At 43.3% G+C, this 24,113-nt stretch carries 27 protein-coding genes; all 27 read right to left on the bottom strand.

Translation table 11 applies throughout. The features are described from left to right. The 27 genes from KEC48_RS14780 to KEC48_RS14650 all read right to left on the bottom strand — a co-directional run bounded on the left by KEC48_RS14780 (position 1) and on the right by KEC48_RS14650 (position 24,070). Positions 1 to 1,701 (bottom strand): recombinase family protein, encoded by a 1,701-nt coding sequence (locus KEC48_RS14780; RefSeq protein WP_009896532.1) that lies wholly within the window; start codon positions 1,699 to 1,701, stop codon positions 1 to 3. A 91-nt stretch (positions 1,702 to 1,792) separates the two neighbouring features. Beyond that, positions 1,793 to 1,939 carry a hypothetical protein gene (locus KEC48_RS14775; RefSeq protein ID WP_009896533.1) on the bottom strand — a complete coding sequence of 49 codons (147 nt, stop codon included), beginning with the start codon at positions 1,937 to 1,939 and terminating at the stop codon, positions 1,793 to 1,795. Between the two features lie 133 nt (positions 1,940 to 2,072). Further along, entirely contained in the window at positions 2,073 to 2,273 is a 201-nt protein-coding gene (locus KEC48_RS14770; RefSeq protein WP_009896535.1) for a hypothetical protein, read from the bottom strand. A 330-nt stretch (positions 2,274 to 2,603) separates the two neighbouring features. After that, a complete protein-coding gene (locus tag KEC48_RS14765) occupies positions 2,604 to 3,026 on the bottom strand; it encodes a sigma factor-like helix-turn-helix DNA-binding protein (protein ID WP_009896537.1) in 423 nt (140 codons plus the stop codon). 396 nt (positions 3,027 to 3,422) lie between these two features. Next, positions 3,423 to 4,673 (bottom strand): Cfr family 23S rRNA (adenine(2503)-C(8))-methyltransferase, encoded by a 1,251-nt coding sequence (locus KEC48_RS14760; protein ID WP_211963230.1) that lies wholly within the window; start codon positions 4,671 to 4,673, stop codon positions 3,423 to 3,425. A 22-nt stretch (positions 4,674 to 4,695) separates the two neighbouring features. After that, positions 4,696 to 4,842, bottom strand: a complete 147-nt coding sequence (locus KEC48_RS14755; RefSeq protein WP_157964261.1) for a hypothetical protein — start codon at positions 4,840 to 4,842, stop codon at positions 4,696 to 4,698. A 141-nt stretch (positions 4,843 to 4,983) separates the two neighbouring features. After that, on the bottom strand, positions 4,984 to 5,172 hold the full coding sequence (locus tag KEC48_RS14750) for a MarR family transcriptional regulator (protein WP_009896541.1): 189 nt from the start codon (positions 5,170 to 5,172) through the stop codon (positions 4,984 to 4,986). 225 nt (positions 5,173 to 5,397) lie between these two features. After that, positions 5,398 to 6,348, bottom strand: a complete 951-nt coding sequence (locus KEC48_RS14745) for an AraC family transcriptional regulator (protein WP_000370299.1) — start codon at positions 6,346 to 6,348, stop codon at positions 5,398 to 5,400. A gap of 121 nt (positions 6,349 to 6,469) precedes the next feature. After that, entirely contained in the window at positions 6,470 to 7,381 is a 912-nt protein-coding gene (locus KEC48_RS14740) for a conjugal transfer protein (RefSeq protein WP_000473997.1), read from the bottom strand. Positions 7,382 to 7,397: 16 nt separating this feature from the next. Next, entirely contained in the window at positions 7,398 to 8,405 is a 1,008-nt protein-coding gene (locus KEC48_RS14735; RefSeq protein WP_000768246.1) for a C40 family peptidase, read from the bottom strand. After that, the gene (locus KEC48_RS14730) at positions 8,402 to 10,612 is read right to left on the bottom strand and encodes a CD3337/EF1877 family mobilome membrane protein (protein WP_211963228.1); all 2,211 of its coding nucleotides are present in this window, start codon (positions 10,610 to 10,612) and stop codon (positions 8,402 to 8,404) included. The genes KEC48_RS14735 and KEC48_RS14730 overlap by 4 nt, the downstream gene beginning before the upstream one ends. After that, positions 10,612 to 13,062, bottom strand: a complete 2,451-nt coding sequence (locus tag KEC48_RS14725; RefSeq protein ID WP_003417628.1) for an ATP-binding protein — start codon at positions 13,060 to 13,062, stop codon at positions 10,612 to 10,614. Before KEC48_RS14725 ends, KEC48_RS14730 begins: the two co-directional genes overlap by 1 nt. Then, positions 13,040 to 13,438, bottom strand: a complete 399-nt coding sequence (locus KEC48_RS14720; RefSeq protein ID WP_003061368.1) for a conjugal transfer protein — start codon at positions 13,436 to 13,438, stop codon at positions 13,040 to 13,042. The genes KEC48_RS14725 and KEC48_RS14720 overlap by 23 nt, the downstream gene beginning before the upstream one ends. A gap of 109 nt (positions 13,439 to 13,547) precedes the next feature. Next, a complete protein-coding gene (locus KEC48_RS14715; protein WP_003417623.1) occupies positions 13,548 to 14,051 on the bottom strand; it encodes an antirestriction protein ArdA in 504 nt (167 codons plus the stop codon). A 17-nt stretch (positions 14,052 to 14,068) separates the two neighbouring features. After that, entirely contained in the window at positions 14,069 to 14,572 is a 504-nt protein-coding gene (locus KEC48_RS14710) for an antirestriction protein ArdA (protein ID WP_003417621.1), read from the bottom strand. Then, positions 14,491 to 14,787 (bottom strand): hypothetical protein, encoded by a 297-nt coding sequence (locus KEC48_RS14705; RefSeq protein WP_010774377.1) that lies wholly within the window; start codon positions 14,785 to 14,787, stop codon positions 14,491 to 14,493. Before KEC48_RS14705 ends, KEC48_RS14710 begins: the two co-directional genes overlap by 82 nt. A gap of 100 nt (positions 14,788 to 14,887) precedes the next feature. Next, positions 14,888 to 15,361, bottom strand: a complete 474-nt coding sequence (locus tag KEC48_RS14700; RefSeq protein ID WP_003417620.1) for a GNAT family N-acetyltransferase — start codon at positions 15,359 to 15,361, stop codon at positions 14,888 to 14,890. Positions 15,362 to 15,437: 76 nt separating this feature from the next. Next, the gene (locus KEC48_RS14695) at positions 15,438 to 15,659 is read right to left on the bottom strand and encodes a hypothetical protein (RefSeq protein ID WP_002323342.1); all 222 of its coding nucleotides are present in this window, start codon (positions 15,657 to 15,659) and stop codon (positions 15,438 to 15,440) included. Further along, positions 15,660 to 15,794: a DUF3789 domain-containing protein gene (locus tag KEC48_RS14690; protein ID WP_003417615.1), complete on the bottom strand. Its 135-nt coding sequence runs from the start codon at positions 15,792 to 15,794 to the stop codon at positions 15,660 to 15,662. Positions 15,795 to 15,805: 11 nt separating this feature from the next. Continuing rightward, positions 15,806 to 17,002: a MobT family relaxase gene (gene mobT, locus KEC48_RS14685; RefSeq protein WP_003417612.1), complete on the bottom strand. Its 1,197-nt coding sequence runs from the start codon at positions 17,000 to 17,002 to the stop codon at positions 15,806 to 15,808. A 244-nt stretch (positions 17,003 to 17,246) separates the two neighbouring features. Further along, on the bottom strand, positions 17,247 to 17,663 hold the full coding sequence (locus tag KEC48_RS14680; protein WP_003417609.1) for a hypothetical protein: 417 nt from the start codon (positions 17,661 to 17,663) through the stop codon (positions 17,247 to 17,249). Positions 17,664 to 17,666: 3 nt separating this feature from the next. After that, positions 17,667 to 19,049: an FtsK/SpoIIIE domain-containing protein gene (locus tag KEC48_RS14675; RefSeq protein WP_003417607.1), complete on the bottom strand. Its 1,383-nt coding sequence runs from the start codon at positions 19,047 to 19,049 to the stop codon at positions 17,667 to 17,669. A gap of 100 nt (positions 19,050 to 19,149) precedes the next feature. Then, positions 19,150 to 19,476 carry a hypothetical protein gene (locus KEC48_RS14670; RefSeq protein ID WP_009274548.1) on the bottom strand — a complete coding sequence of 109 codons (327 nt, stop codon included), beginning with the start codon at positions 19,474 to 19,476 and terminating at the stop codon, positions 19,150 to 19,152. Between the two features lie 15 nt (positions 19,477 to 19,491). Further along, positions 19,492 to 19,899, bottom strand: coding sequence for a helix-turn-helix domain-containing protein (locus KEC48_RS14665; protein WP_003417606.1), 408 nt, complete (start codon positions 19,897 to 19,899; stop codon positions 19,492 to 19,494). A 166-nt stretch (positions 19,900 to 20,065) separates the two neighbouring features. Beyond that, a complete protein-coding gene (locus KEC48_RS14660) occupies positions 20,066 to 20,449 on the bottom strand; it encodes a YdcP family protein (protein ID WP_003417604.1) in 384 nt (127 codons plus the stop codon). Positions 20,450 to 20,464: 15 nt separating this feature from the next. Then, positions 20,465 to 20,791, bottom strand: a complete 327-nt coding sequence (locus KEC48_RS14655; protein WP_211963226.1) for a YdcP family protein — start codon at positions 20,789 to 20,791, stop codon at positions 20,465 to 20,467. Positions 20,792 to 21,025: 234 nt separating this feature from the next. Continuing rightward, on the bottom strand, positions 21,026 to 24,070 hold the full coding sequence (locus KEC48_RS14650) for an SrtB-anchored collagen-binding adhesin (RefSeq protein WP_003417594.1): 3,045 nt from the start codon (positions 24,068 to 24,070) through the stop codon (positions 21,026 to 21,028). Positions 24,071 to 24,113: the final 43 nt, after the last annotated feature.

Raw genomic sequence — 24,113 nt, 5'->3', positions numbered from 1 at the left:
TTACACCGCCGGGGCGTAGCTTAATGCTACGCCTTTTCTCGTTTCCAGCAGGATGTCCCGCTCGGGGATTTTGCGGCGATCCGGCACCTCAAAGGCCCCGATACAGTTGTAGTGGATCGTCACCCGCTGGTTGGTTACACCGTCCTCCTTGACCGCAGGATAGACCTCGATGTGGTCAATCAGCTCGGCTACCATTCGTTTGGTGATCTTGGCGGCGTTGGTGTAGTGGCGTACCGTTTCCAAGAAGTCATCTACATCCATCCGCTTTTCTTCCAGCTTTTTCACTTCCAGCCGCAGGGCCTTGATGCGTCCGGCGTTCTCGCCCTGCTCCTGCTCATAGCGCTTTGCCATTTTCGCAAACCGGGCATCGTCGATCTTGCCGGAAACATTGTCCTCATACAGCCGCTCAAAGAGTGTGTCCAACTCCCGGTCACGGGCCAGCAGCCCATCCAGCTCCCGCTTTTTGCGTACCCGCTCATTTTCGGCTACCTTTGCCGAGCGGCCCACCATCGCTTTGATAAAGTCGTTTTCGTACTCGTTGGCGAAACAGGCCAGCCGATGCACCTCGTAGAGAACGACCTGCTCCAAGAAGTCCAGCCGAATATAGTGGGTGGACGAGCATTTACGCAGCCCCGAATTATGGTTTTGGCAACTGAAAAACTTGATGTCGTGGTTGTTCTGATTAAAGTGGAAGTTCAGATTGCCGCCGCACTCGGGACACTTCATCACGCCGGAAAAGGCGCTTGGCTCTTGGGTGACGGTGGGGCGCTTGCGCCGGGTTCCGGCCTTCAGCGCCTGTACCTTTTCCCAAGTGGGCCGATCAATAATAGCCTCGTGAACATTGAGGAAGATCGCCCGGTTTTCCTCCGGGTTTTCGATCCGGCGCTTCATCTTGTAGGATTTGGAGTAGCTTTTGAAGTTGATGACATCGCCGCAATACTCCTGCGTGGTAAGGATTTTCTTGATCGTGGTATGGCCCCACTTGGTAGGCTCCAAGGTACTTTTGGAACCGCCCCGGCTTGTACCCTTGCTGCGCCAGTAGTAGGTGGGGTTGACGATACCATCAGCGCCGAGAGCGGCGGCAGTTTCGGCCAGCCCGTACCCCTCCAGCGCCATGCGGTAGATACGGCGCACCACATCGGCGGCCACGGGATCGACCACCCAAAACCGGGGATCGTCCGGGTTTTTGATATAGCCATAGGGCGGTGGGGACAGCGGAATCCCGGCGTTGCCTTTCATCTTATTGACGATCCGGCGCTTCTTGGAGATGTCCTTGGCGTAGTACTCATTCATTATGTTTTTGAACGGGGTGAAGTCATCCTCGCCCTCGTCGCTGTCCACGCCATCGGACACGGCCACCAGCCGCACATCATGAAGCGGGAAAAACTCCTCGGTGAGCTTACCCACCTCAATGTAGTTGCGGCCCAGCCGGGACAGGTCTTTGACGAACACCGCCGAGATATACCCGGCCTCGATTGCGGCGATCATTTTCTGAAAGCCGGGGCGCTTCATGGTGGTGCCGGTGATACCGTCATCCACGAAAAAGATGGTGTCCGTATAGCCCTTGTCCTTGGCGGCTTTTTGCAGTATCTTTTTCTGATTGCTGATGCTGTTGGACTCGTTGTCCATATTATCATCACGGCTCAGTCGGCAGTAAAGGGCGGCTGTGCCGAGGGCGGTTTTCTTGCTTGACTGTTTCAAAATATCCTCCTTCCAGCAGTCAAACAAGAGGTTTTATCCTATTTATATTATACCTCCGTTGACCGCCCGTGTTAAGGATGTGGATGAAAAGTTAAGCTGGCTCCAAATCAGCCAACATCAGTTTCAAGAGAATGTCACGCATAGACTCGCCTTTGTCCTTGTAGACGGGCGTGACAATAAATTGGATTTTTCCGACTTGATAAGTGTATTCCTCCTTGGTTGGTACGGGAACTTCCATGTGGGCCTCCTTTCGGCGCAGCGAGAAACAATGACCGACAGTTCCCCTTGTCCCGTGGGGAAACGCAGAAAGGCGGCACCTCGGCGGTGCCGCCCTCTTGCCTTGCTCCACCTTGGGACAGGTTGTCCCAAGGTCAATAGGGGCCGTTCTCAAAATGCTGCTGGGCCTCCTCCAGCCCGCAGAAGTCAAAAACCTCGTGGAGTTCTGCCACCACACGCCGGATGTCCGTGGGAGAAAAGCCACAGTTTTCCATAGCGTAGATGACATAGCCCCGGCAGGCATTGTTGTTCCACGGCCGGGCCAGCATAGCCGCCAATACAGGATCGCAACTCATAATAGGTTTTCCTCCTTGATAAAGATTTTGGGAGCGCCACGCTCATTTCCTTGGCCCGTCATAAGACAGCGATACTCGACATGACGCTCCCGCTGGGGTGCGGCGGCCGGTCGGGACAGGCGGCCAGCCTGTCCACGCCGGATCGTGGCCGTGGGGTGGCGATGCCCCACTTGCGGTGTTGGTATGGATCGCTCGTCCTCCCGTGGGAGAAGTCACAGCGTACCCACCGCTCGGCTCCCCGGCAAAGCCGGGAGCCGCCGCTATTCAGTTGTCGAGAGGATCAATCCTCTCTATATACCAAGGACAGCAAACACATCAATTCGGACTGGCTTACAGAGTGTCTTTAAGATGTTTTTTCATCTGCTTCAAACCACGCTCTACGGAACGCCGCACAGCACTTTCATTTACGCCCTCGGCCTTGGCAACCTCGCAATAGCTCTTGCCGAGGATAACACAGGCATCCACTCGGCGGCCTTGGATCTCCGGCAGGGTGTTGAGAGCGTTCCAGAGAGTGCAGAACTGATCCATGCGTTCCAACAGCTCCTGCGGGGTCGGCTCGTGCAGACAGGCAGAGTATTCGATCCCATCATTGCAATCGAGGGAATACTGCGCTTTGTTGCGGACGATCCGCCGCTGGTGGGCAGCCTCGTACAGCTTGTCCGCCCGCAGTTCGGCGGCCACTTCATCGGAAACTTCGATATATTCATCGTGGGTGTACCACGGGTAAAACTCTTTCAAATTGATGATAGCCATTATATTTTCCTCCGTTCAGATAGCTGGGTGGATGGCGTTCTGAACGGAGAGGGGGCGGGGATCGACAGCCGGGGCTGCCAGCTTTGGGACAACTTGTCCCAAGGTAAGAATATATAAAAACGCCCGCACAGCATGACGCTATGCGGACGCACGAGTTTTTATTTACATATATGTACTGGAATATTTCATGTTCATGATCGGACGATCCCGGAGGGAGAACTACGCTTTTTTTAGCAGGTGAAAATCACGGGTAGTGTGAAAAAGCAAAATGAACACGACGATCCCTCCATGGAAACCGCCGTGTTCCTCCTAAAGTCATCGTATAAGGCGGTAACTTTGATTGATACCCGCCCCAAAAAACAAAAGAGCCGATAACTCGCACCCAAGGGCTACGGATTATCGGCTCTGCGTCTGTGCGTCTGGCTCTTTGATAATAGATATATGAAATTGTTTGACACAGATAAGCATTTCACTTTTGCATTTGGGACAAAAGAGTGGGAAATTGTCAAGTATCGTGTCCTTTCGGATTTTAAGTCGTGTTTTGCTCTTGCACACAGGACACAAGAGCCATTCAAAAGACTGTTCTTGTATAGCGGACATTGTTCTCTCTCCTTGTTTTTGATCGTCACGGTAGGCCCCCGCCAACTGGCCACAAGCAGCGTTAATATCGGAGCCAAATTGCGTTCGGATATTGACGCTAATTCCTGCATTATGAATGATACGGCAAAAGGCCTTTATTCGTGTGTGGCTTGAGGGCACCATAGTTTCCGTAACTGTCGTTTGATTGTATGGGATTAAATCTAAATGGTATAGTGGCAAATACTTTTTGTGTTTGAATAACAACTTGGTAAGTTGCTCTGCGTGTCTGTCGCTGTCATTGACATCCTTTAGCATGATGTATGCCAAAAACACCTTGCGATTTGTTTGCCGAATGTGCTGATCTAATGTATCCAGTACCTGACCAAGGGGGTATGTTTTAGTTATTGGCATGAGCGTTTCCCTCAGACGGTCAGTAGGTGCGTGGAGGGAATAGGCCAGATTGACTTGCGGATATTCTCTTGTCAATTTTTGAATACCCGGCACGATACCGATAGTCGAAATGGTGATGCGTCGCTGGGACAGCCCGAACAGTTCCGGGGCGGTCAGATCATGCAGGGCTTCAAAAACTTGTGGATTAGCGAACGGCTCTCCCATTCCCATAAAAGAGATACTGTTGATACTGCATCCTTGTTGCATAAAATATAGGATTTGGTCGGTAATTTCATCCACAGTCAAGTTTCTGCGTAATCCCAAAGTCCCTGTTGCGCAAAACTTACAACCGAAGCCGCAACCGCTTTGAGATGAAATGCAAAAGGAGTTCCAGCCCTCTTTATAAAACAGACCCACCGTTTCCACACGGTTTCCGTCCGACAGTTCAAACAGCACCTTGTCAGTTTGCATTGATTTCTCATGATGGATCGCCTTGATCTCCACAACAGTTTCACCAAACTGCTCCACCAACTTTTCGCGCAGCGTTTTTGGAAGCAACTTCATATCTTCAAAACGCATAATTTTTTGTAGGAACACAGCATCAAGCAGTTGCTTATAACGATACTCAGGTAAGCGCATATCCGCTATGAGCTGTTTCATTTTTTTATACTTGGACATAATTATATTTTCTCCTTCTTATTTAATCGCAATCTTTCCTGTCTTGGTTCACCTCGTCCATAATGCGATAAAGTTTCTCGATCAAGCGACAATTATATTTTTCATTCAAACGAATATAAAGCTCTCTTTCTTCCGGTGATAATTCCGCAAGAGCGTCAAGCTCTGCCATGCGCAATATGCCAACCGTCTTTTCGGCAAAATCTCTACCAAACTCTGTGAACGCTATATTTTTCTTATTCCTTGTTCCGGGGATGGGCGAAAGAAACACCATCCCTTTCTTTTGCAGGGCAGCTACGGCGGTGTTGATAGTTTACTTGGGAATAGACCACTCGCTGCACAGGTCATACTGAGAGCACGGCGCCTCTGCGTCCAGCAGCGTATACAGTACCCCAAGTGAGCTATCAGAGATACCAATAGAAAAAGCAACTTTGTGATAAAGAGCTTCACTTTTATTGGACATTTTATTGAGTTGAGATAGCTGTTCTTTTATCTCTGTCATCTTAATCCCTCCAAACATCCGTACTCGGACAATTATATTGTAGTCCGAATACGGATGTTTGTCAAGAGGAACGACTTAGTATAGTCTTTCAATATTTGTTCGTAGCTGTCTTTCTAACTAAAAAATGATGTAGTTAGCTCTTGCTAACATACATCATTTTACTTTTTATATTTATTTGCTTCTACTCCATAGCTATATATCTATCCAAAAAATAGCCCAAAAGTGTTAATTTTCTGCCTTTCGATAATCTTTAGGTAAAATACCATATACCGATTGAAATGCAATAGAAAATTTACTTGCATTACTATATCCAAGACTTAACGCAATATCATTTATTTTACGCTTTGAATTTCTTAATTCATTAGACGCTATATTCATCTTGTATTTTTTTATGTAAGAATAAGGAGTATCTCCATATACTTGTGCAAAGACTTTATACAGTAATGACAAGTTAATTCCTTTTTCATAAGCTAATTGTTCCAGAGATACTTTTTCTTCTAAATGTTCTGTCATATATTTGCAAACATCTTTTGTTATTTGTATATATTTTTTGTTGAAATATCGAAATTCAGTTTCTTCATTGCCCGACAGTTTGTTGATGAAATATAAAAATTCGATTGCTTTAACACGAAAATAGGTAATACTTTCCTTATCTTTAGCATTATAAAATTCTTCAAAAAGATGTCCTAACTCAAAGTCTGCATGACTTAAATATCCATTTTTATTTAACTTTAATCTTTCACTTATTTTGTCCATATCTAAGCAAAAATCATTTAGAATTTTTTGTGTATCTGCACTAAGGGCGTGTTTATCTATGACTAAGCTAAATGCGTAACATTTTTTTAGGGGAAAGGAAAAAGATATAGGCAAATGTTTAGTCCCCATAATACTGAAATATCCTTCTGACAAATAAAACATCTGATGATTAGAAAATTCACATTCATAACGCCCCGCTTGACAATGGACAATAGAAATTATATCAGGATTAAATTTTTGTGAGGGCATAATTTCATCTGTATAAAAATCAAGAAAACAAAGTGTGATACCGTCATAAAGATTATAACTTGTAATAATACCTTTTCCTTTACAGCCATAATCTATAATAACACAATCATTATCACTATCGACTAATTGTGCTTTATCTCCATACCAAGATTTATTAAATCTATTATCCATACCAATCATCTCTTTTTGTTAATCTATTCTAATTTTAATATTAACATATATCTGAAACGTGAGCAACGTTTTCTGCTTTTAGGGTAAAGGGGGCTATCTTTTTTTGATAACCCCTTAATACTTATCCTATAATCTTCCAGTTGCTATCCTTATGTAGCACAAGCTCATATTGCGATACCTGCGTTGCCTTTGTCTGATTATCAAGGAATTTCACAGCAACCTTGACTTTCACATTCTCCCCGTCCTTTGTAAAGATAGGGTTTATCAGTTCAGAATAAAGGTAATCTCTGCCGATAGGTTCAAGTACATTACCAGATACATAATAGGCAAGTTCTTTTTCTGTGGCTGTTGGGTACAGCTTAAAGAATGTTTCCAGAAATGCGGTAGCGTCGTTTACAGTATCAGCGTCTACACTTGCGTCTGCTTCTGGTGTCTTAGGCTCATAGTCTGATTTTTCGATTGCTGGTGCAAGGGTAGGGTTCTGAACGATTACCATATCCCCGTCAGCGTCTATATGGACTTTTACGGTATAGGTTGCTTTCACATTGCTTGTCTTTTCTCCCTCTTTTATCTGCTGATCTACTTCGTAGGTAGCAGAAAAAGTGTTCGTTCCCGATTGTTCGATACTCCATACAATCACATTTGTAGCTGTGGAGCTGGTCGGTATATCCGTTCTGATTGTATCAACATTCAAGTCCTGCAATTCCTTTGTCAGATAACCGCTGATTGCCTGCGTCCTTGCTTCGATAGCTTCTTTGCTGTTATTCCATGTGTAGTAGGACTTCGCAAAATTCTTCACGAAATTTTCTATCCCGTTGGTGTCCTGCAAGCAAAGTTCAATGATTTCTTTTTCATGGGTCGTGTGCTGGTCGATAGCAGTAAAATTCTTATACACTCCAAAGCTCACGCTTGCGATAAGCACCACCCACAACGCAATCACGGTTTTCTTATGTGTGCCTACCTTAACAGTACGCACCTTTTTTTCTTTTGGTTCTTTGATAGTTTCTGTCTGTTTCTTATTCTTCTTAAACATATTTTTCAAGTCCTTTCTATTGTTTTACTCGTCCTGCACCGATTAAGTGCTGTTGCCAGTAACTATTACTTAGGTCTGCATATCCTATCGGGTCGCCCGCATGGTACATCTGGTTATTTCCTACATAAATGCCGACGTGGGTTACATACGAACCAGCGTTATAGGTGGAATGGAAAAATACCAAGTCCCCAGCCTTTGCCTGCGAAAGCGGAAGATGTTGGGTAGCGTCATATTGTGCTTGTGCTGTTCTCGGTAAGGAGATACCAGCTTTTCCATAACACCATTGCATCAGTCCCGAGCAGTCAAAGGAAGTGTTGGGATTGCTACCGCCATACACATACTTCCAGCCTTGATATTTCAACGCTTCATTCATTACCTTTTGTGCCAGCTCTCCCGATACCTGCGGAACAGTTAAATACTGATTGACTAATTCCACATAGAACATATTTCCATAGCCATACCGCCAGCCCCCGTTCTTTGCAACGGCTATCGGGTTGGTGTAGGTTACTTTCTTTCCACCCGATTTCTCACGGGCGAAGCTCTCTGCAAGATTAAAGGTATATTTCTTTCCTTTTCCTGCCACATATCCCACATAACCACCGCCATAATTATAGGACTGTATCGCTACATTCAAGTCGTCGATACCTTGATTTTGGCAGGAAGAAAGCAGGGACGCAAAATATTTACACCCCTGCTTGATTGAACTTTCGGTATCTAAAGAGTTGGGTGGTAGTCCCAAACTTTCCGAACTCTGCATAACATCTTCTGCCGTACCGCCACTTTCTACTTGAATAATAGCAAGTAGCACATTGACATACTCGGAGATACCGTTTTCTCTGGCGTATTTTTCCACCATAGGCTGATGTTTCAAAACTTCTGCGGATAAATTCATAACCGTAATGCCAGAAGAAAAGTTGCTGTTTTCGTCGTCGCTGTCCGCACTAATGAGGACACCAAAGAACAGCACCAGAGAAAAGAGGATAGGAAACAGACTGCCAATAAGAGCGATATGTTTCAGTTTCATTTTTTCTTCTGTCCTTTCTTCATTACAAGGTTACGGTTCTTTTCGGTATGTTCCGTTGTACGCTTTGATTGTTCAAAGGTCTGTGCCTTTGTGGTACGCTCTGCTTTGTAATTCTGGTGTGTTTCCTGCGATACCACTTTTTCTACATTCTGCCTATGTGCTGGCTGTATAGGCTGGGACGCTTTTCTATCAGAAGCACCAGAAGATAACGGACGCTCTTTGATAACACTTGTCTTGACTGGCTCACTTATCTTTGAAGTGGTCGCTGTGGCAGGGCGTTTGACTTCCTGCATTTTTTCCACACTCGGCTTTGGAATGGTCGAAGCTGTGGTTGGTCGCTCATGGGGACGGGTAGCTCCCGTTGTCGCTGATCCGTCAGCCTTTCGCTGTGCCTGCCTTGCTTCTTGTGCTTTTTGAAGCTCCATACGCTTGTCAGCGATATTCTGCCTGCGTTGCTCCTGCTTTTCCAATCGTCCCGTCTGTCTGGACTGCTGTTCCTGCACCATGCCACGCTTGAAATCTGATACGCTGGACTTTGCCTTTTCCTTTGCGGAATATACCGCATAAGCGGTCTGTGTCGGCATATCCTTGATGTTTTCTTTGACAGCGTTTGCCTTGTCTTTCACTTTATTTTTCGTATCTAAGACAGCACCCACCTTTGAGCCTGCTCGCTGTCCCATGCTGGAAGTGGTATTGCCCCGATTTTCTTTAGAAGCTGTATTTTTTCTTTCCGCTCGTTTGCCAGCAACGGCACTTCCAGCCACCGCACCAGCCACACCACCCGAAATACCGCCAGCACTTACTGCCCTTGCAATACGGTGTTCCATACGCCTAGCTCTATGTCGCATAAACAGATACGGTCTGCGGAATATCCTGCGTCCCATATTTTGACTGTCGCCAGCGTTCAAAGAGAACATATTCATTAAGTCGCCTAACTTGATAAAGATACCTGCGAAACACACTATCTGTAAGAACGCCACCATAAAAAACGGGTAATCTTTGGAGATGTTATAAAACATACTGGAAATACTGAACGCCACCGTTACAATGAGCGTTATTCCTGCCCGTGTCATTATGGTATTAAACACCCTCACGATTGCCTGCTTTGCCAGATTTTCTTGACTAGGTATCATGGAAAGAAGAAAACTGATAGGCAAAAACATTGCAAAGATAATAAAAAGTATCTGGCTTAACATCATTATCCCCATCAGTAAGAATACAAAGATTGTGATACCTATATTAAAAATGAATAGGAAGAACACCATACCCAAGCGGTTTACCACCTGCGGTATCGTCAGATTGTTGTTGTCGTTATCCTCGATTTCTGTTTTCACGACTTCCTCTCTGGTCTTTCCGTCCTCGTCCTCTGGGCTTGCCGATACAAGAGCTTCTACACGGTCTGCCCCGATTTCTTCTGCGTTGCTGTTCCCGAATTGTAAGAGTAACCACGGCTGTTCCACTTGAATAGAAAATAGACTGTCCCGTATCAAGTCTACGCTGTCCTTGCCCTCGCTGTCAGAGTTTGGGAGCATGATTTTTGTTCCCAAGTCAAGTGAAGCGGTACTGATGTCTGATGAAAACTCATTTATCTTCTTGATGTAGTCGGGAGCATAGGCAATAAACGAAGCGGACAGCACGAACACCACCACAAAGTTGATAACGGCATGAAGTGCTTTACTGGTTTCCCGTTTGATAAGTCCCGTATATGCAACATAAAGTCCCACCACTAAGATAATGAGAAGCAGGAAACCAACATAGAAGCCAGAGCTGGAAAAACCGTTTGCCGTAACACCTGCAAGGGTCTGTATGCTTTTTCCGATACTGTCTGCCATATCGTTAATAAAATCAAGTTTGTAGGCTTCCTGCACCACATAGCCCGTAGCATTGCTTAAATATAGGCTTATCGTCCAGACAAAGTTGGTAATGCAGTAAAGCCCGTACTGCACCGATTTTCCGATACCGTCCAGCCAGTTCCACGGAAGCCACGACCAGCTATTATCCACATAAAAATCAAGCTGGTAGTTGGAAAGGGGATATTTTGAGTAAAGATTTTCTGCGTTTATGGTATCGTCCACAAGCCCCGTCGCATGAGCCACCGTCCCCAAAAGTGAAAGCAGGATAAGGGAGAGTGCCACCACGAACAGAGCCATTTTAAGAAAGTGGAAAATCTTCTTTTTTGTGAACGCACCTTTTATCCTTTCTTTCATCACTCCACCTCATTTCTCTGTACGGGCGGTCTTGTATCAAAGGCGTGTAGCAGTTCTTCAAAAACGGGGTGTATCTGCACCACACCGACACGCCCGTATAAATCCTGTAATAAACATTGTCCGTTCTCCAAATCACGCAAGCGTTTCTGGTTATTTTCGTCGTCCTTGTCAATGCCGAAAAATTCTAAGGTCTGCTTTATCTCGTTGATGTCAGTAGAACGAAAGGCAAACTTCAAGCCGATATTGTTTTTCAGACTTTCCTTTGCCACGTCCCCAGAAGATTGTGTAACGAAATAAACGCCTGCCTGCATAGCTCGTCCAGCACGAACCAGCTTGTTTGATAAGGTTTCGCCTTGTGCCACATTTAAGAACGCCCACGCTTCGTCAAGGTCTACAATCTTAAAAATACTTCTGTCAGAATGGATAAAATCAAGGGCAAAGGTACTAATCACAATCAGCATAGACACCGACAATAATTCAATGGTCGTGTATTCCTCAAAAGTTGTGTCCTTATCTGGCAACACAAGGTCAGCTACTTGAATGATATTGAGCTGATTATCCAGACTGATAGCATTTTCCACCGTACCGTCTGAAAACAGCAGGTGTGCAAAGTCGTAGTCCGTGAAGCTGTCGATATGGTCTGCGATATTTCTTGATACTGGCGTATCTTCACGGCGTAACTCGTCTATCACATGGAGCAAGCCCCGACTGTCGCTCTGGGTAACAGAACGTACCGCTTTTCGTAACACGGGAAATTTTTCGCCGTCCCTAGAGGAAATACCCGTAAGGAATGTTAAGATGTCGATTGCCAGACTTTCAGCGTCCTTAACATTCTTCATAATCACGAATGGGTCAAGAAGTCCTGCATTGTCCTTGTCGCTTGTTAGGTTTACGATATTGATTTCATGGGCGATTTCTGGGAGCGTTTCTTTCCAGTTGCCACGCTCACTTTTAGGGTCTAACAGAAGTGCTTGACCGCCAAACAGCACCGAATAATACACCAGAAGATTGTTACAGAACGATTTCCCACCGCCAAGCGAACCGACAAAAGCAGACGCTAAAGCGTTGGTAACTGTACCTTTTACACCTTGACTGGCAAGGGACGGTTGCAGGTACACATTTCTTCCCGTATCAACAGAATAGCCCATATAGATACCCGTAGTTTCTCCTAACTGCTGGGTAGCACCAAAACCAAGCCCTGCTAGAAAATCTGATTTTACATACTGCACATAATCATTGATATATCGCTTGCTGGCAGGAAGAAATTCTGAATGAAGCCCCAGCATATCCCCAGCAGGACGCACCAGTTTTACATTGAGGTCGTCGTAAAAGTCCTTGACTTCATCACAACGGCGTTTCAGCTCGTCAAGATCGGGTGCAGACACCCGTATGACGTAGCTTAACTTATACATACTTTCTTTGCTCTGGTCTAAGTCCGTTTCCAGCTCGTCCACGCTATCTAATGCGTCCACCACATTTGAGCTGGTTTCACTTCCTGCTTGATAAGCGTGATTGTCAAGGTCTTTCAATTCCTTTTTCTTGTTGCGGACTGTCGTTAATGCTTTCCGATTTTCCACGATTTCTACATTCATAGAAGTATCAACGGGGAATGTGAATTGCTGTTGCTGGAAATAGAAGATTTCACTGGACGGAAAATCCAGCTCGCCCACAATCGCATTGACGGTAAAGTAGGACACATAGCTTTCCTTGTCCTCATGTTCCAATCGTAAATACCTTTGGCTTTCCTCAATCACACATCTTGTCGGACGAATAAGGTCGTAGTATTTTATCTGCGTTTCTCTCCTCAATTTCTTCTTTGGTAACTGATACTCATAATCTTCATAAGCGACACCGTCCCTACCGTAAAGATGTTCTATGAGATACCCGAAGTCGTTTGTTTCCAAGCGTCGCACCTTGAAACGACGGGATATTTTGTTTTCCAGTAACTTTTCCATTTTCATGTAGCGGTTGATTTCATCATTTGGCATGGAAACAAAGTCATTCATCAGCGTGTGGTTCACTTCATGGAGAAATTCCGTGAACGTCAGCCACGCCGATTTTTTGATGTTCTTCAGATTGAGCTGTTCTTCCGTAACCATGAGCTTAAAGCCAAGAAAAAAGCGGTAGTCCACTTGATTATCCCCAATCATAGATACTAACGCTTCGGTCTGTTCGTCTATCTTCTGATAGGCAACTTCCTTTAATTTTCCAGTTACCAGCTTTTTTGACTGCTCCTGCATACTTCGGATTGAGCTTTCTGTGGCAATCTGCAACGCATGAATTTTACCCTCACGGGACTGTGCAATGAGCTGTCGAAAGCTGTCATGCACGATAAATTTCTGCTCTGCGGATAAGAAAGAATAGTTGTACGGTATCAGCTCATAATAGGCAAACACCTCATTGTCCTTGTTCCAGACAAGGTTATTGTCAATATATTTTATCGGGAACATAGTTCACACTCCTTACTGCCGTGATTGTTTCATTGAGTATCTGCTTATGCAGTTTTACGGCTTTTCCTGCATAAGTGATTTTTGGTCGCAGGGCATAGGTTATCTGTGATTTCAAAAAGCTGTACGGCTTCTTTCCGTCAAAAGTTTTCTGCGACATAAACCAAGTGAGAGCAACGGGAATACCGAAGTATTTGAGAAATGCTCCCTCAATCATGGAAAGTGGGGGAATATCCCCAAACAGAATGATGATAAATTCTGTAATCACAAACCATGTAATCTGCGTAAAGGTAACGGGAAAGGGCAAGTTAAAGTCATTAATTGCATACAAGACTTTTTCCACGTTCCAGATACCCGTATAAGATTTAATCTTTTTCAAGTTCTTTCAGCTCCTTTCAAAATAGAAAAGGACAGCCATGTTTCAGACTGTCCCTTAAAAGAGAAATACGCTGTCAGTAGCAACAATGCTTGTCGCTGATCTTCCAGCGTTAATATGGTATCTCGCACATACCTCGGCTTGTTTCAATGAAGCAACCGCCCATATCCAAATCTCGCCCGTAGGCTTCATAGTCAATGTAGTTCTGTAAGCTGGGTGGAATGTCGCCAAGTGCCTGCAATTCGTCTATGTAGTAGTAGGCAACGTCTGTCATGGTTTCACAGTCTGGATAATAATAAATATCGTCCTTGTGTTCCACGACTTCTTCCAGCGTCCCGTAGTGGCTGATAAATTCGTCCAGACACTCTACGATATAGTCGGGAAGTTCCTCTATCATTTCATACATAGAGTTCAGTTCTTCAATGGAAACATACTCGCCAATCGCAATGGGAAAGTTATCGGTATCATGGATTGCGTATTCCTCATACTGTTCATTCAAGCCGATTTTTTCTTTCACATCTTCCTCGTCAATGGGGAACGTGAACCACGCACCGACTAAATAGCCCTCGTTGTATTTGCCAAGATTAGCAATATAAACCGCCATATCATCAATCATAAGCACCACCTCATTTCCTACTCTGGCAGTTCAAAGATACCGTGTTCCGTTACTAAAAATTTCCCGTGTTCCTGCAAGTGAGAAGCGTAGGCTTCAAAGTCAAAGTAATATTCTTGACAGTCCTCGGATAAATGTTTGAACGTCGGGTCGTTCATCAGCTTTTGCCTTGCAACATCTATCATGCTTTTGCAGTCGGGATAAACCGTAATCACGTTCCTGCAAATATAAAGTGCTTCTAAATTCTCAAACACCGTAAGAAGTGATACATATTCTTCCTGCATATCGCTTGAAAGCTGGCGGTACATAAAATCTAATTCGTTGAGCTGATACACGCTGGTATGTTCGTGAACTTCATTAGCAAAAGCCAACACCTTTTCAATAATGCGGTAATCCCCACTTTCTGCACCGACACCTAACTTTTCTTCAAACTCGGCAACATCTATCGGCAGGTCGAACCAGTATGATATTGTTTCTTCGCCAGTTGTTCCTCTCGTTTCCACCAGCACCCTTGTTTCCTGCATTGTTCCTCACGTCCTTTCTGTTGTTTCATCACATCTTTTAAGGTCTGGTACGGCATACCAAACACATACTTTGAAAAATCTTCTAACTGTCTTTCTTCATAGTCGGCAAGGTTCAGCCGTTTCATTTCCTGCCACACCTTACGCTTGTAAGAGGGCTGGTCGGAAATATATTCACAGCCAACCTTTACCTGCATATCCTTAAAAATATCGCTCATTTCATCACTCCAATCTGAAATTTAGGTAAGAAAAAAGCAGTCAATCCTAAGACTAACTGCTTTGTGTGTATGGATATGAAATTGTAAACTAGATTATCTGTTATAGATTTACAGTCATAATATATTCTTCGCTATTTTCATCAACAACAAGAAAACCTGCTTTCTTATACATCTTTACTGCATAATTATTTTTTTGAACAGATAAGGAAAGTTTTGAATATCCAGAAGTTTTTTCCACCAACAATAACTGTTGCAATAATGAAGTTCCAATCCCTTGTCCTCTATACTTTTGAAAAACAGACATAGCAAGGGACGGTGTATCATTGTCAATGTGTCCGTAATCGTTCATTATTCGTACCCAAATAGCACCAACAACATTTCCTTGAACTTCCGCAACTAAAGCCCTATCATCTTTTCGCTTTCCGAATTCAAAAACATATTCTTGCAATTCTGGGCAGTTAATGATTGATTTAGGTGGTGGCTCAACACCGTCTGGAATATAAATTGCATTATACAAAAAGTCATTGAGTAAATCATATTCTTCCTTTTTTATTTCTCGTATAATATAATCCATAGCTTAACTCCTAATCTATTTTATCTTTTTTCACACCCCGATTATATCATTCGCATATCAGTACCACAATAAAATTTTATGCACCAATAATCTTATTGAACAGCTCTAACAGTACATCTTTCACACCGCCAGCATTGAATACCAAACCGACAGCAATCAAGGCAACTACCAAGAAGCCAATAAGTTTTGAAAACTCACGTTTAAACCCTAAGTAGATACCGATAACCACAATCGCCATAAGCACTAAGCTCTGTGCGTTTGATAAAAACCATTGATACAAATTTTGTCCGAAATTCATTTAATTGTCCTCGCTTTCTTCTAATTGTTTCATTTCATAGTCAGCTTCTTTGCCGATATTCAAAATACACATCAAGACTACACCGATACCCATTCCCATAGATACCAGCAGGAAGTCTTTTAATAATACCCACATTTTTATCACTCCTAACTTTCTACTAAATCTTTTGCAGGGGTCGTCTGCTGTTTGATTATCATTTCATGCTTTTCTGTGAGCTTTGCCTGCTGTTCGATTGTTTCCATGTAGTCTGTACCGTTTCCCTTATCAATCTTTTTCAGCATTTTCAAGGTTGGTGCTACCTGCCTTTGTACCCACCGCAATGTACGGTCTAAGGTATAAGGCTCTGGCTTTGTCGTCAGCTTCAAGCTCTGTCTGTTATCGCCGATAAACCACGCCCAGCGGTCATTGAGTTTCCAGTCATTTTTTCGCTTGTCTGGTTCTTCATCAACAAACCGCACATACTGGTTGATGATAGAAAAGGCGGTCTGCTCTGCGTCATAATAGGTCAGCAAATCTCGTACTGCATAATAGGCTCGTTCATTCCGAAGCCGTATCTCAAAACGGTTGATAATGTCGGCTTCTTCCAGAGGTGTCCCCAGCTTGACGTACTGCTCATAGTCCTTTTCATAGATACAGAAATACACATCTGATTTCAGCGAACCAAGATAAAGGGTACGTCCCATATATTCTCTGTCGTCCTCTCTGTGCTTGATAAGCTCGCCCGACTGGTAAAACTTATAGCTTCTGGACTTTCCGATATATTCCCGTTTCCTGCATTTTTCCGCAAGCTCTGGAATATCCAAAATGCCCGTATGGTCGTTGATAGCAAGGTCGATACGCTTCATCACGCCACCGTCTACGAGTGCGTCCATGAGAAAGTCATACCAGCTTCTTTGCTGTGCCAGCAGGTAACTTTCAAACTGCCTGCACCCACGCCCCTTTAACTCTAAAAGGACACCTTTTTCTTCGTCAGCCGACGTATAGATAAAGATGTCCCCTAAAGAATAATGCTCCGTATAACTGTAACGCCCGTAATCTTCATGGAGCATATAGTTGATATTCAGTTTTAATATGTCTTTGATGATGTGCTGTATATCCAGCGTGGGAAAACGGATTTTCACATAATCAAACAGCATGGTAAGCGGTGCTTCTGGATTGAACCTTGCCAGTTCTTTATGCAGAGTTTCCAGAAGTTCTTTTGACGGCTTCATTTTTCCACTTTCTATCTTGTTGAGATATTCCCTTGTGATACCAGAAGCCAACGCCAGCCTGCCTTGTGAGATACCATAAGCAATCCGTTTCTCCCGTAATTCTTTTATCCATTGTTCTTCATTCAGAACCATACCCCCAATCTGTAAAGTGTGAAGTTTTTTAAGGCGACTTCACAGCCGATTTTTACTAGGAAACCATGTCAGAAGCCTTATGTTTCCTATGTTTTTTGTCTATTGTTTATTTGCAAACGTACCCCTCTGTTAGATACCGAGGGGTTCATCAGCAGAGCAGGGACAAGCCCTGCTCTGCAAAACGGCTTCCACGGTCGTATTTGCTCCGCCGACCGTTCCTGCCGTTGTGCAGGCAGAACTTATCCTACCTGTTCATACCAATGTAAACCATGATGAATGAAACATCAGCGGATAAACATAAATTTAATGTTTCTTCTGATATTTCACTTTTACGGATAGGGTCTGTTTCCAGAAAAGACTTATCAAGCAATTCAAAAACAAAATCAATCTGGCTGTTGCAAGCCGACTGTTTTCTATTTAAGCGTATCAAGAACAAATCGGGCATGAAGTTTTTTTCGTGAATTGCATTTTCAAGAATAGTATCAGCTTTTTTCTCAAACTGATGTTTTGGATTACATTTAAAATCGTGATAACGTTTCTGCACAAATCCCTCGCAATCGGCTAGAAAATCTCCATAATTGATACAGATACATTTTACGCTCTTAGATTTCTCGTCTTTATCTTCTGATTGTATTATTTTATTGATTTCTTTTATTTCCATGAGTTAGTTCTCCTTTCCTTGTTGTTCTGGCATAACTTGTCTTTCTTGTGCAAGCCTGCCGATAGTCTGCAAAAAATCATGTCCTTTCGGGACTAAAGGCGTGTAAAATTCACTTATCACGCTTGTTCCCACATCACAATAACCACGCCCCTTGATACGCTTCTGGAAAAACTGCTTTTTCACGTCTGAACCAAACAGCATACCGTAACCTAATTCACTGATACGCCCAAGTCCCACACGGAAATTGAAGTTATCTCTGATACCGTCTGAAAAATACTTTGCGTCTGGACGCTGGCAGGCAACGATAAGGAAATATCCTGCTTGTCGTCCCAACATAACGATTTTCTTTAACTGGCTAAGCAGGCTCACGCTTTCTTTCGTCCCAAGCATTTCAAAAAATGCTACATATTCATCAAAGATAAGAAAGCAGGGTGGAAGTCCCAGATAGGCGTAGTTTTCGCCAGTCTTATAGTTCGGGTGTCGCTTCATTTCCTCACTTCGCTGTACCATGCCCTCATAAAAGGCATTGACGCAATCTATCATTTCTTCTTTGGTGTGATACACATTTCCCATAACTGTCCCTAAGTCTGCAAGGTCAGCGTTCTTCGGGTCTAAGATATAAAGGACAGCGTTGGTATGCAGTAAGGCTTCAATGAGCGTCAGCAGGAAATAGGTTTTACCGCCACCCGTTCCACCAGCAATCAGAGCGTGAGGGAGTGCGTCATATTCCCAGACAAGATTGTTCATCAGTTTCAGACTGCCGTTTTCTGCCCGTACTTCATCAATGGTAATGCGGTTCGCTATCATATCATAAAGCAGGGTATATTCGATATAGCCGTCATGCAGGGTCTTGTCGGTCAGCTCGCAATACAAGCCACTTTCCAATTTATCCTCTAACCGTAAAAGCTGGTCTTGATATTTTCCTAATGTGATTTCACAGCGGATATGAAGCAGTCCCTTTTCCATTTGATAATAAATCTTTGGAAACCAGACGATTTTTTCCCTTGATCTGCTTTGCAGGTCAGTAAAAAAACCGCTGTCTTGTACGGTATCGGCTTCATACCACTTATTTTCCAGTATCATTCTTGCCAGCTTTTGACGGTGCAGGAGCTTCTTGAAACTGTCGTAACAGAAGCGGTAATACAGAAAAGCGACCAATACACAAGCACCAGTCGCTATCAGTATGGTTATGAAGTTGTAAGGGGAGAGCGTCAAGTCGTTTTCTAACAAGCTGAAATGCTCCCAATCGGTACACATGAGCTGTTTGATATTCAGTAGCAGAAGAACCGCCACGAACACAAACAGAAGCGTCCCTATGGAAAAGTGGTAGACAAGGTGCTTGTCGCTGGCTCTGATACGATGTCCTTTATTCCAAATCTTACGCATAAATCATTCGCTCCTTTCTGGGTATGAAAAAAGCAGTCAATCGTATAGACTAACTGCTTTGTAAATGTTGCAAGATATAATCATAAATCTGCATTTTTAGTTATATTAAGGTCGCACATATAATGCCAATTACACCAATAGCCAAAAATAACAGTCCAACACCTGCTGATTTTTTACGTTTTTCTAATTCTTTTGAGTTGCTTTCACTCATATTTACAATAGGGTATTTTCTTCTTCCGATTAGATACATAAGCAAACCACTTGAATTATTCCCACTCATTGTAAATACTCCCCAAAATTTAGGGTGCTTTAATCCTCTGGCTGTTGCGTCTATAACAGTCATATGATAAATCTGAAACACAACACAAAACGCTCCTACAAGTGCAACTGCTCCACAAATTACCGCTAAAACTATGTTCAAATCCATAACAAAATATCCTCCTTAAAATTTTTTGATTATCTGGTAAAGTAATGCTGATGAAGTGATAACCATAAGACAAAATATTCCAACTAAGAAATAACGGTTATCTGGTATAAACATATTTAATGTTATCAGCAATGCTACGACAATGATATTTACAATAATTGCCCATATCATTTTTTGGTTGCTTTTTACAACATTTGTACTTTCTTCTAAATGTTCAATCATTTTTTCATCACCCTTTAGCAATACGTCAAGACTTATAGAATATAGGTTGCTCAACTCTATTACACTGATAATGTCTGGGTAAGATTTTTCATTTTCCCAGTTTGAAATTGTCTGCCTTGATACATTGATTTTTTCTGCAACATTTTCTTGTGTCATTCCAGACTGTACTCGTGCATTTTTAAGTTTCTTACCTATTTCCATATTTCGATTGCTCCTTTCGGTGTCATTGTCATATATTAACCCTCAAATGTCTATCCAATATCTTCGACAAAGCCTTTTTTCCTTGTCAAAATTGTTTTACATAGCTTAAATACGGCTCTTTTGGCTCATTATACTGTAATTTCAGAGTAAAATCTATGACCTAGATTTATTTTTTTGACTGTCCTTGCGGTGTATGGTTCTGTGGACTGCCTGCGTTCTGGTTGCCTTTATTCTTCAACACAATATCCTCTGCCTTTACATACCAGTCCACATCTGCACCCGTATAAGTTTTTCGTGATACTGTATCGGCTACTGGATTGACAAGCTCCACGACTGCATTGTACGGAAATTCCCTTAACGGTACTTCTGGCGGTACAGACACGGGGATAATTCCACCATGCAGACTGCACTTCAAATCATAGATACGCTTTTTAAGCTGGGTACTCGGTGTCCCGTCCTCATTCTGTAAGAACACATCACGCACCGCTGTAAATTTTAATTCTCCAAATGTTTTTTCTTTGTCAATAACAAACCCGTTTGATAATCTCATAAATTCTTCACTCCTTTACTTTTCTTCAACTGCTACAATATCATCAGCAACTAACACATAATCGGTATGTCCCATATCCCCGATTGCGTAACCTCTGCCATATAACTTCGGATTGACAAGTTTTACGTTCTGCTCATACTTGAAATGCTTTTCGCCAGCCTGCACGGGAATTTCCACCACAACATTTTCGCCTTTCTGTACGTCAGAATAAAGGTTATAGCTTCGTCTGGCTAAGACCCTACGGTTATTTTTATCTCTTTCAAAGATAGGCTCGCTTTCGCCTGCAAATTCAAGAGTTCCAAAAGACTGTGCCATATCTGGCACGACATATTTCATTTCCATATTGTTTTACCTCGTTTCTTTCTATTTTTAATAAATTGATTGTGATTTCTTATTCTGGCGGTTTGGGAAGTACCAGCAATCCCACAGATAGTAAAGGGTAAAATCAATGCTTACGCACCCTTGACTATCCGTGTTCTTGCAGGTTGTTGGCAGACAAGCCAGAATAAGCGGAAGTCTGCCGTTTGACAGCTTCGGCGGAGAGCGTGATTTTTCTTTTCTCATACCGTTACCGCCTTATGATTTTTTCATTTTACGGCGTTTGTAGAAGAAGATACCTGCCAGTCCAGCACCAGAGGTCAAAAGAAGTGCAAGCAGTCCGTAAAGGTTTGTGTTATCGCCCGTTTTGGGACTGTCGCTCGGTCTGTTAGGCTTTTCTGGTGTCGGTGGTGTTTCGGGTTTCTCTGGTTCTTCTGGCTTTTCCTTAAAGGTAATTGTCTGTCCCTTATCCTCAATATCCTTATGTTCGGTAACTTTCTTCGGTTCGTCTGGATTGCTCAAATCGTACAATTCTTCAAAAGTTACAAGCTGTTTGCCGTCAAGAGAAGTAGCGTCAAAGGTAAAGGCAACTTCCACTTTCATAGTTTCGCTGTCAGCGATAAACGTATAATCACTTTCCACACGTTTTCCATTGATAAGAAGCTCTGCATTTTCTTCCCTTAACATCTGCCAGCCCACAAGTTTGTACTGTGTACCGACTTCCAAGCCCTCTAAGGTTACGGTATCAATGAATGTAACGTCTTTTCCAGCTTCAAGCTCTTTGTTGCCGTCCTTATCCGTAGCAGTCGTATGTATCTTGATGATACGTTCTGTAATTAAAACGGTCTGCCCGTCGTCCTCAATGTCTTTATGTTCCGCAACTTTCACGGGTTCGTCTGGATTGCTGAAATCATACAATTCTTCAAAGGTAACAAGGTTTTTGCCACCTAAAGCAGACGCATTGAATGTATAGGAAATTTCCACTTTCATTTCTTCATCATCAGCGACAAAAGTATAATCGTTTTCTACACGTTTCCCGTCAATGATAAGCTCTGTATTTTCTTCTTTTAACATCTGCCAGCCTTTGAGCTGATACTTTGTGCCTTTTGTAAGTCCGTCTAATTTGACAGTATCAACGATTGTTACCTCTTTTCCTGCAAGGATAGTTTTTTCGCCGTCTTTGCTGGTTGCTGTGGTATGGATAGAGATTTCTTTTTCGTATTCATCAGTCAGCGTTCCTAAATCAACCACAAGGTTATTTCTTGATACCACGATTTCAAAAGGTGGGATAAGTTCAAAACCTTTGTTACTGTCGCAACGCATTTCTTCAATGATGTAGGTATCATAAGGCAACGCACCCTTGCTGTCGTCTGGTTCAGAAGTTCCAAACCACACACCGTCCTCGCTGGTCTTTCCTGCGTTTGTATTGTGCTTATGTGAAGCCCAGTCAGCAGAAGTGGAAAACTGCCCGTTATCATCAGTTACCACAACATGATTTTCGCCCGTCGTCTTGCTTGTGATCCTAAAGGGAACATCAGCAAGACGCTTGTGTGTGCCTGCACCGATTTTTACACCCTCAATATCTCCACGCTTAATCTGATTATAGATAGAATGGGCTTCGTCTGTTAAGTCCACGATTTTTCCATTTTCTGTGATTGTAAAATCAATCGGTTTTGCACCGTCAGTTAAGTAACCGTTGGGAGCTTCACTTTCAACGATACGGAATTTTCCATAAGGTAAAAGGTCAGCAGAAGTAGAAGTGATACCCTCAATATCTGTACGAATTGTCTTTACCACTTCATTTTTCTTATAGAGCTTACCCTCAACCAATACCGCATTTTCATTTAAGGAAATGATGTCAAAAGCTGTATCTTTCAAAGTGGCACTTCCTTGTGGCTTTGTATCGCCCGTTTCTAAATCTCGTTTCTGAATTTTGACACCGCCACGGATAACCTTGTCTGATACGGAAAACTGGTTACTTCCAGATAATACGGCAAGGTCGCCGTCCTCGGTAATCTGTGTTACATATAAGCCCTTAATCTGTTCGGACTTATCGCCAGCCTGCATATATGCACCGTCTAACAAGTAGCCGTTTGGAGCTTTTGTTTCTTCAACGGTTAGCGTTCCAAGTGGAAGAACCGCCTTGCCGTCCTGCATATAGAAGCTGTCGCCAGATACCTTGTAAGCGTCCGCTAATTTTGTAATATAATGGGTTGTCCCGTCGCCGTCTGTTTCAGCGATTGTCTTTGTAACCCATGTACGAGTAGCTTCGGCAGGGAGATTGTCTTTGTTATAGAAGCCTGCATAATACTTCCATGTAAATTCCGCACCTGCTAGAGAAGCGTTCCCCTGCGGATTGTCTTTCTGTGTTTCCATATCAATCTTGAAAAGTTCAATCAAAGTGTCCGTTACTTTCGGCGTATCAGATACATTCAAGGTTGCTGTCGTTCCAGCTTCAACCTTTAAGGAATATACAGTTTTATCTACTTTATATCCTGCTGGTGCGGATAATTCCTTGATATAGACTGTGCCTGCTTTTACCTCTGCAACATCTGTGTTTCCGTTTTCATCAGTCGTAAGGGTGGCAAGCTGTTTCGTGCAGTCCTTATCAGCAAAGACACCGTATGTTGCACCAGCGATTGAGTAATTCCCGTTACCGTCTGTAATGCTGGTATTACTGGAAGCCTTTTGAAGTTTCGCATTTCCGACATTCAGTTTCGCCCAGAATTGTCCCAATTCCTGCCCCTCGCCAGAGTAGATATAACCGCCACATTCATAGCGTCCTTTATTTTCTTTGACAAAGGCTCTAGCACCAGAGAAAACTTCGTCCTGCGTTGCCTTTGGAATTTCATCATAAGAAGCTCGCACGTTATCACATTGCCAGCCAAGATGTACGCTCAATCTCTGCCAGACTACAAGCTGTCTTAAAAGGTAAGCGTGATTTTTGCTTATTCCGCTGTGGCTGTCTGTGTACTGTTTCACATATTCGATAGATAAGGCAACGTCGCTTATCTGGTCGGCACTCATACGGGTGCTTGCGTCAGCTCTGGTCTTGTAGCCGTTCCTAAAATCTGTGTTAATGTCGATACAGTAAGCGTCCTCGCCCTCAACGGTTAAATGTCCCTCATTAAAGGTAGAACCAATCGAACCGTCATTCATTACTTTTTCAACGATACCGACACGCTCTTTTGACTCCGTCCAGTATTGCTTGCTTTCTGCATGAACGGGTGTCGTCGGTAAAGCAGTAACGACAGTTGCAAGAGCTAAGAAGCCCGTACACAATCGTTTTAACATCTTTTTCATAAATCTAATGCTCCTTTCATTTTGGGTAATAAAATAGCCGTCC

Origin of the sequence: Clostridium sp. C1, assembly GCF_018223625.1 — a bacterium.
Taxonomy (GTDB): domain Bacteria; phylum Bacillota_I; class Bacilli_A; order Erysipelotrichales; family Coprobacillaceae; genus Allocoprobacillus.
This window is presented reverse-complemented; position numbering and strand designations above follow the sequence as displayed.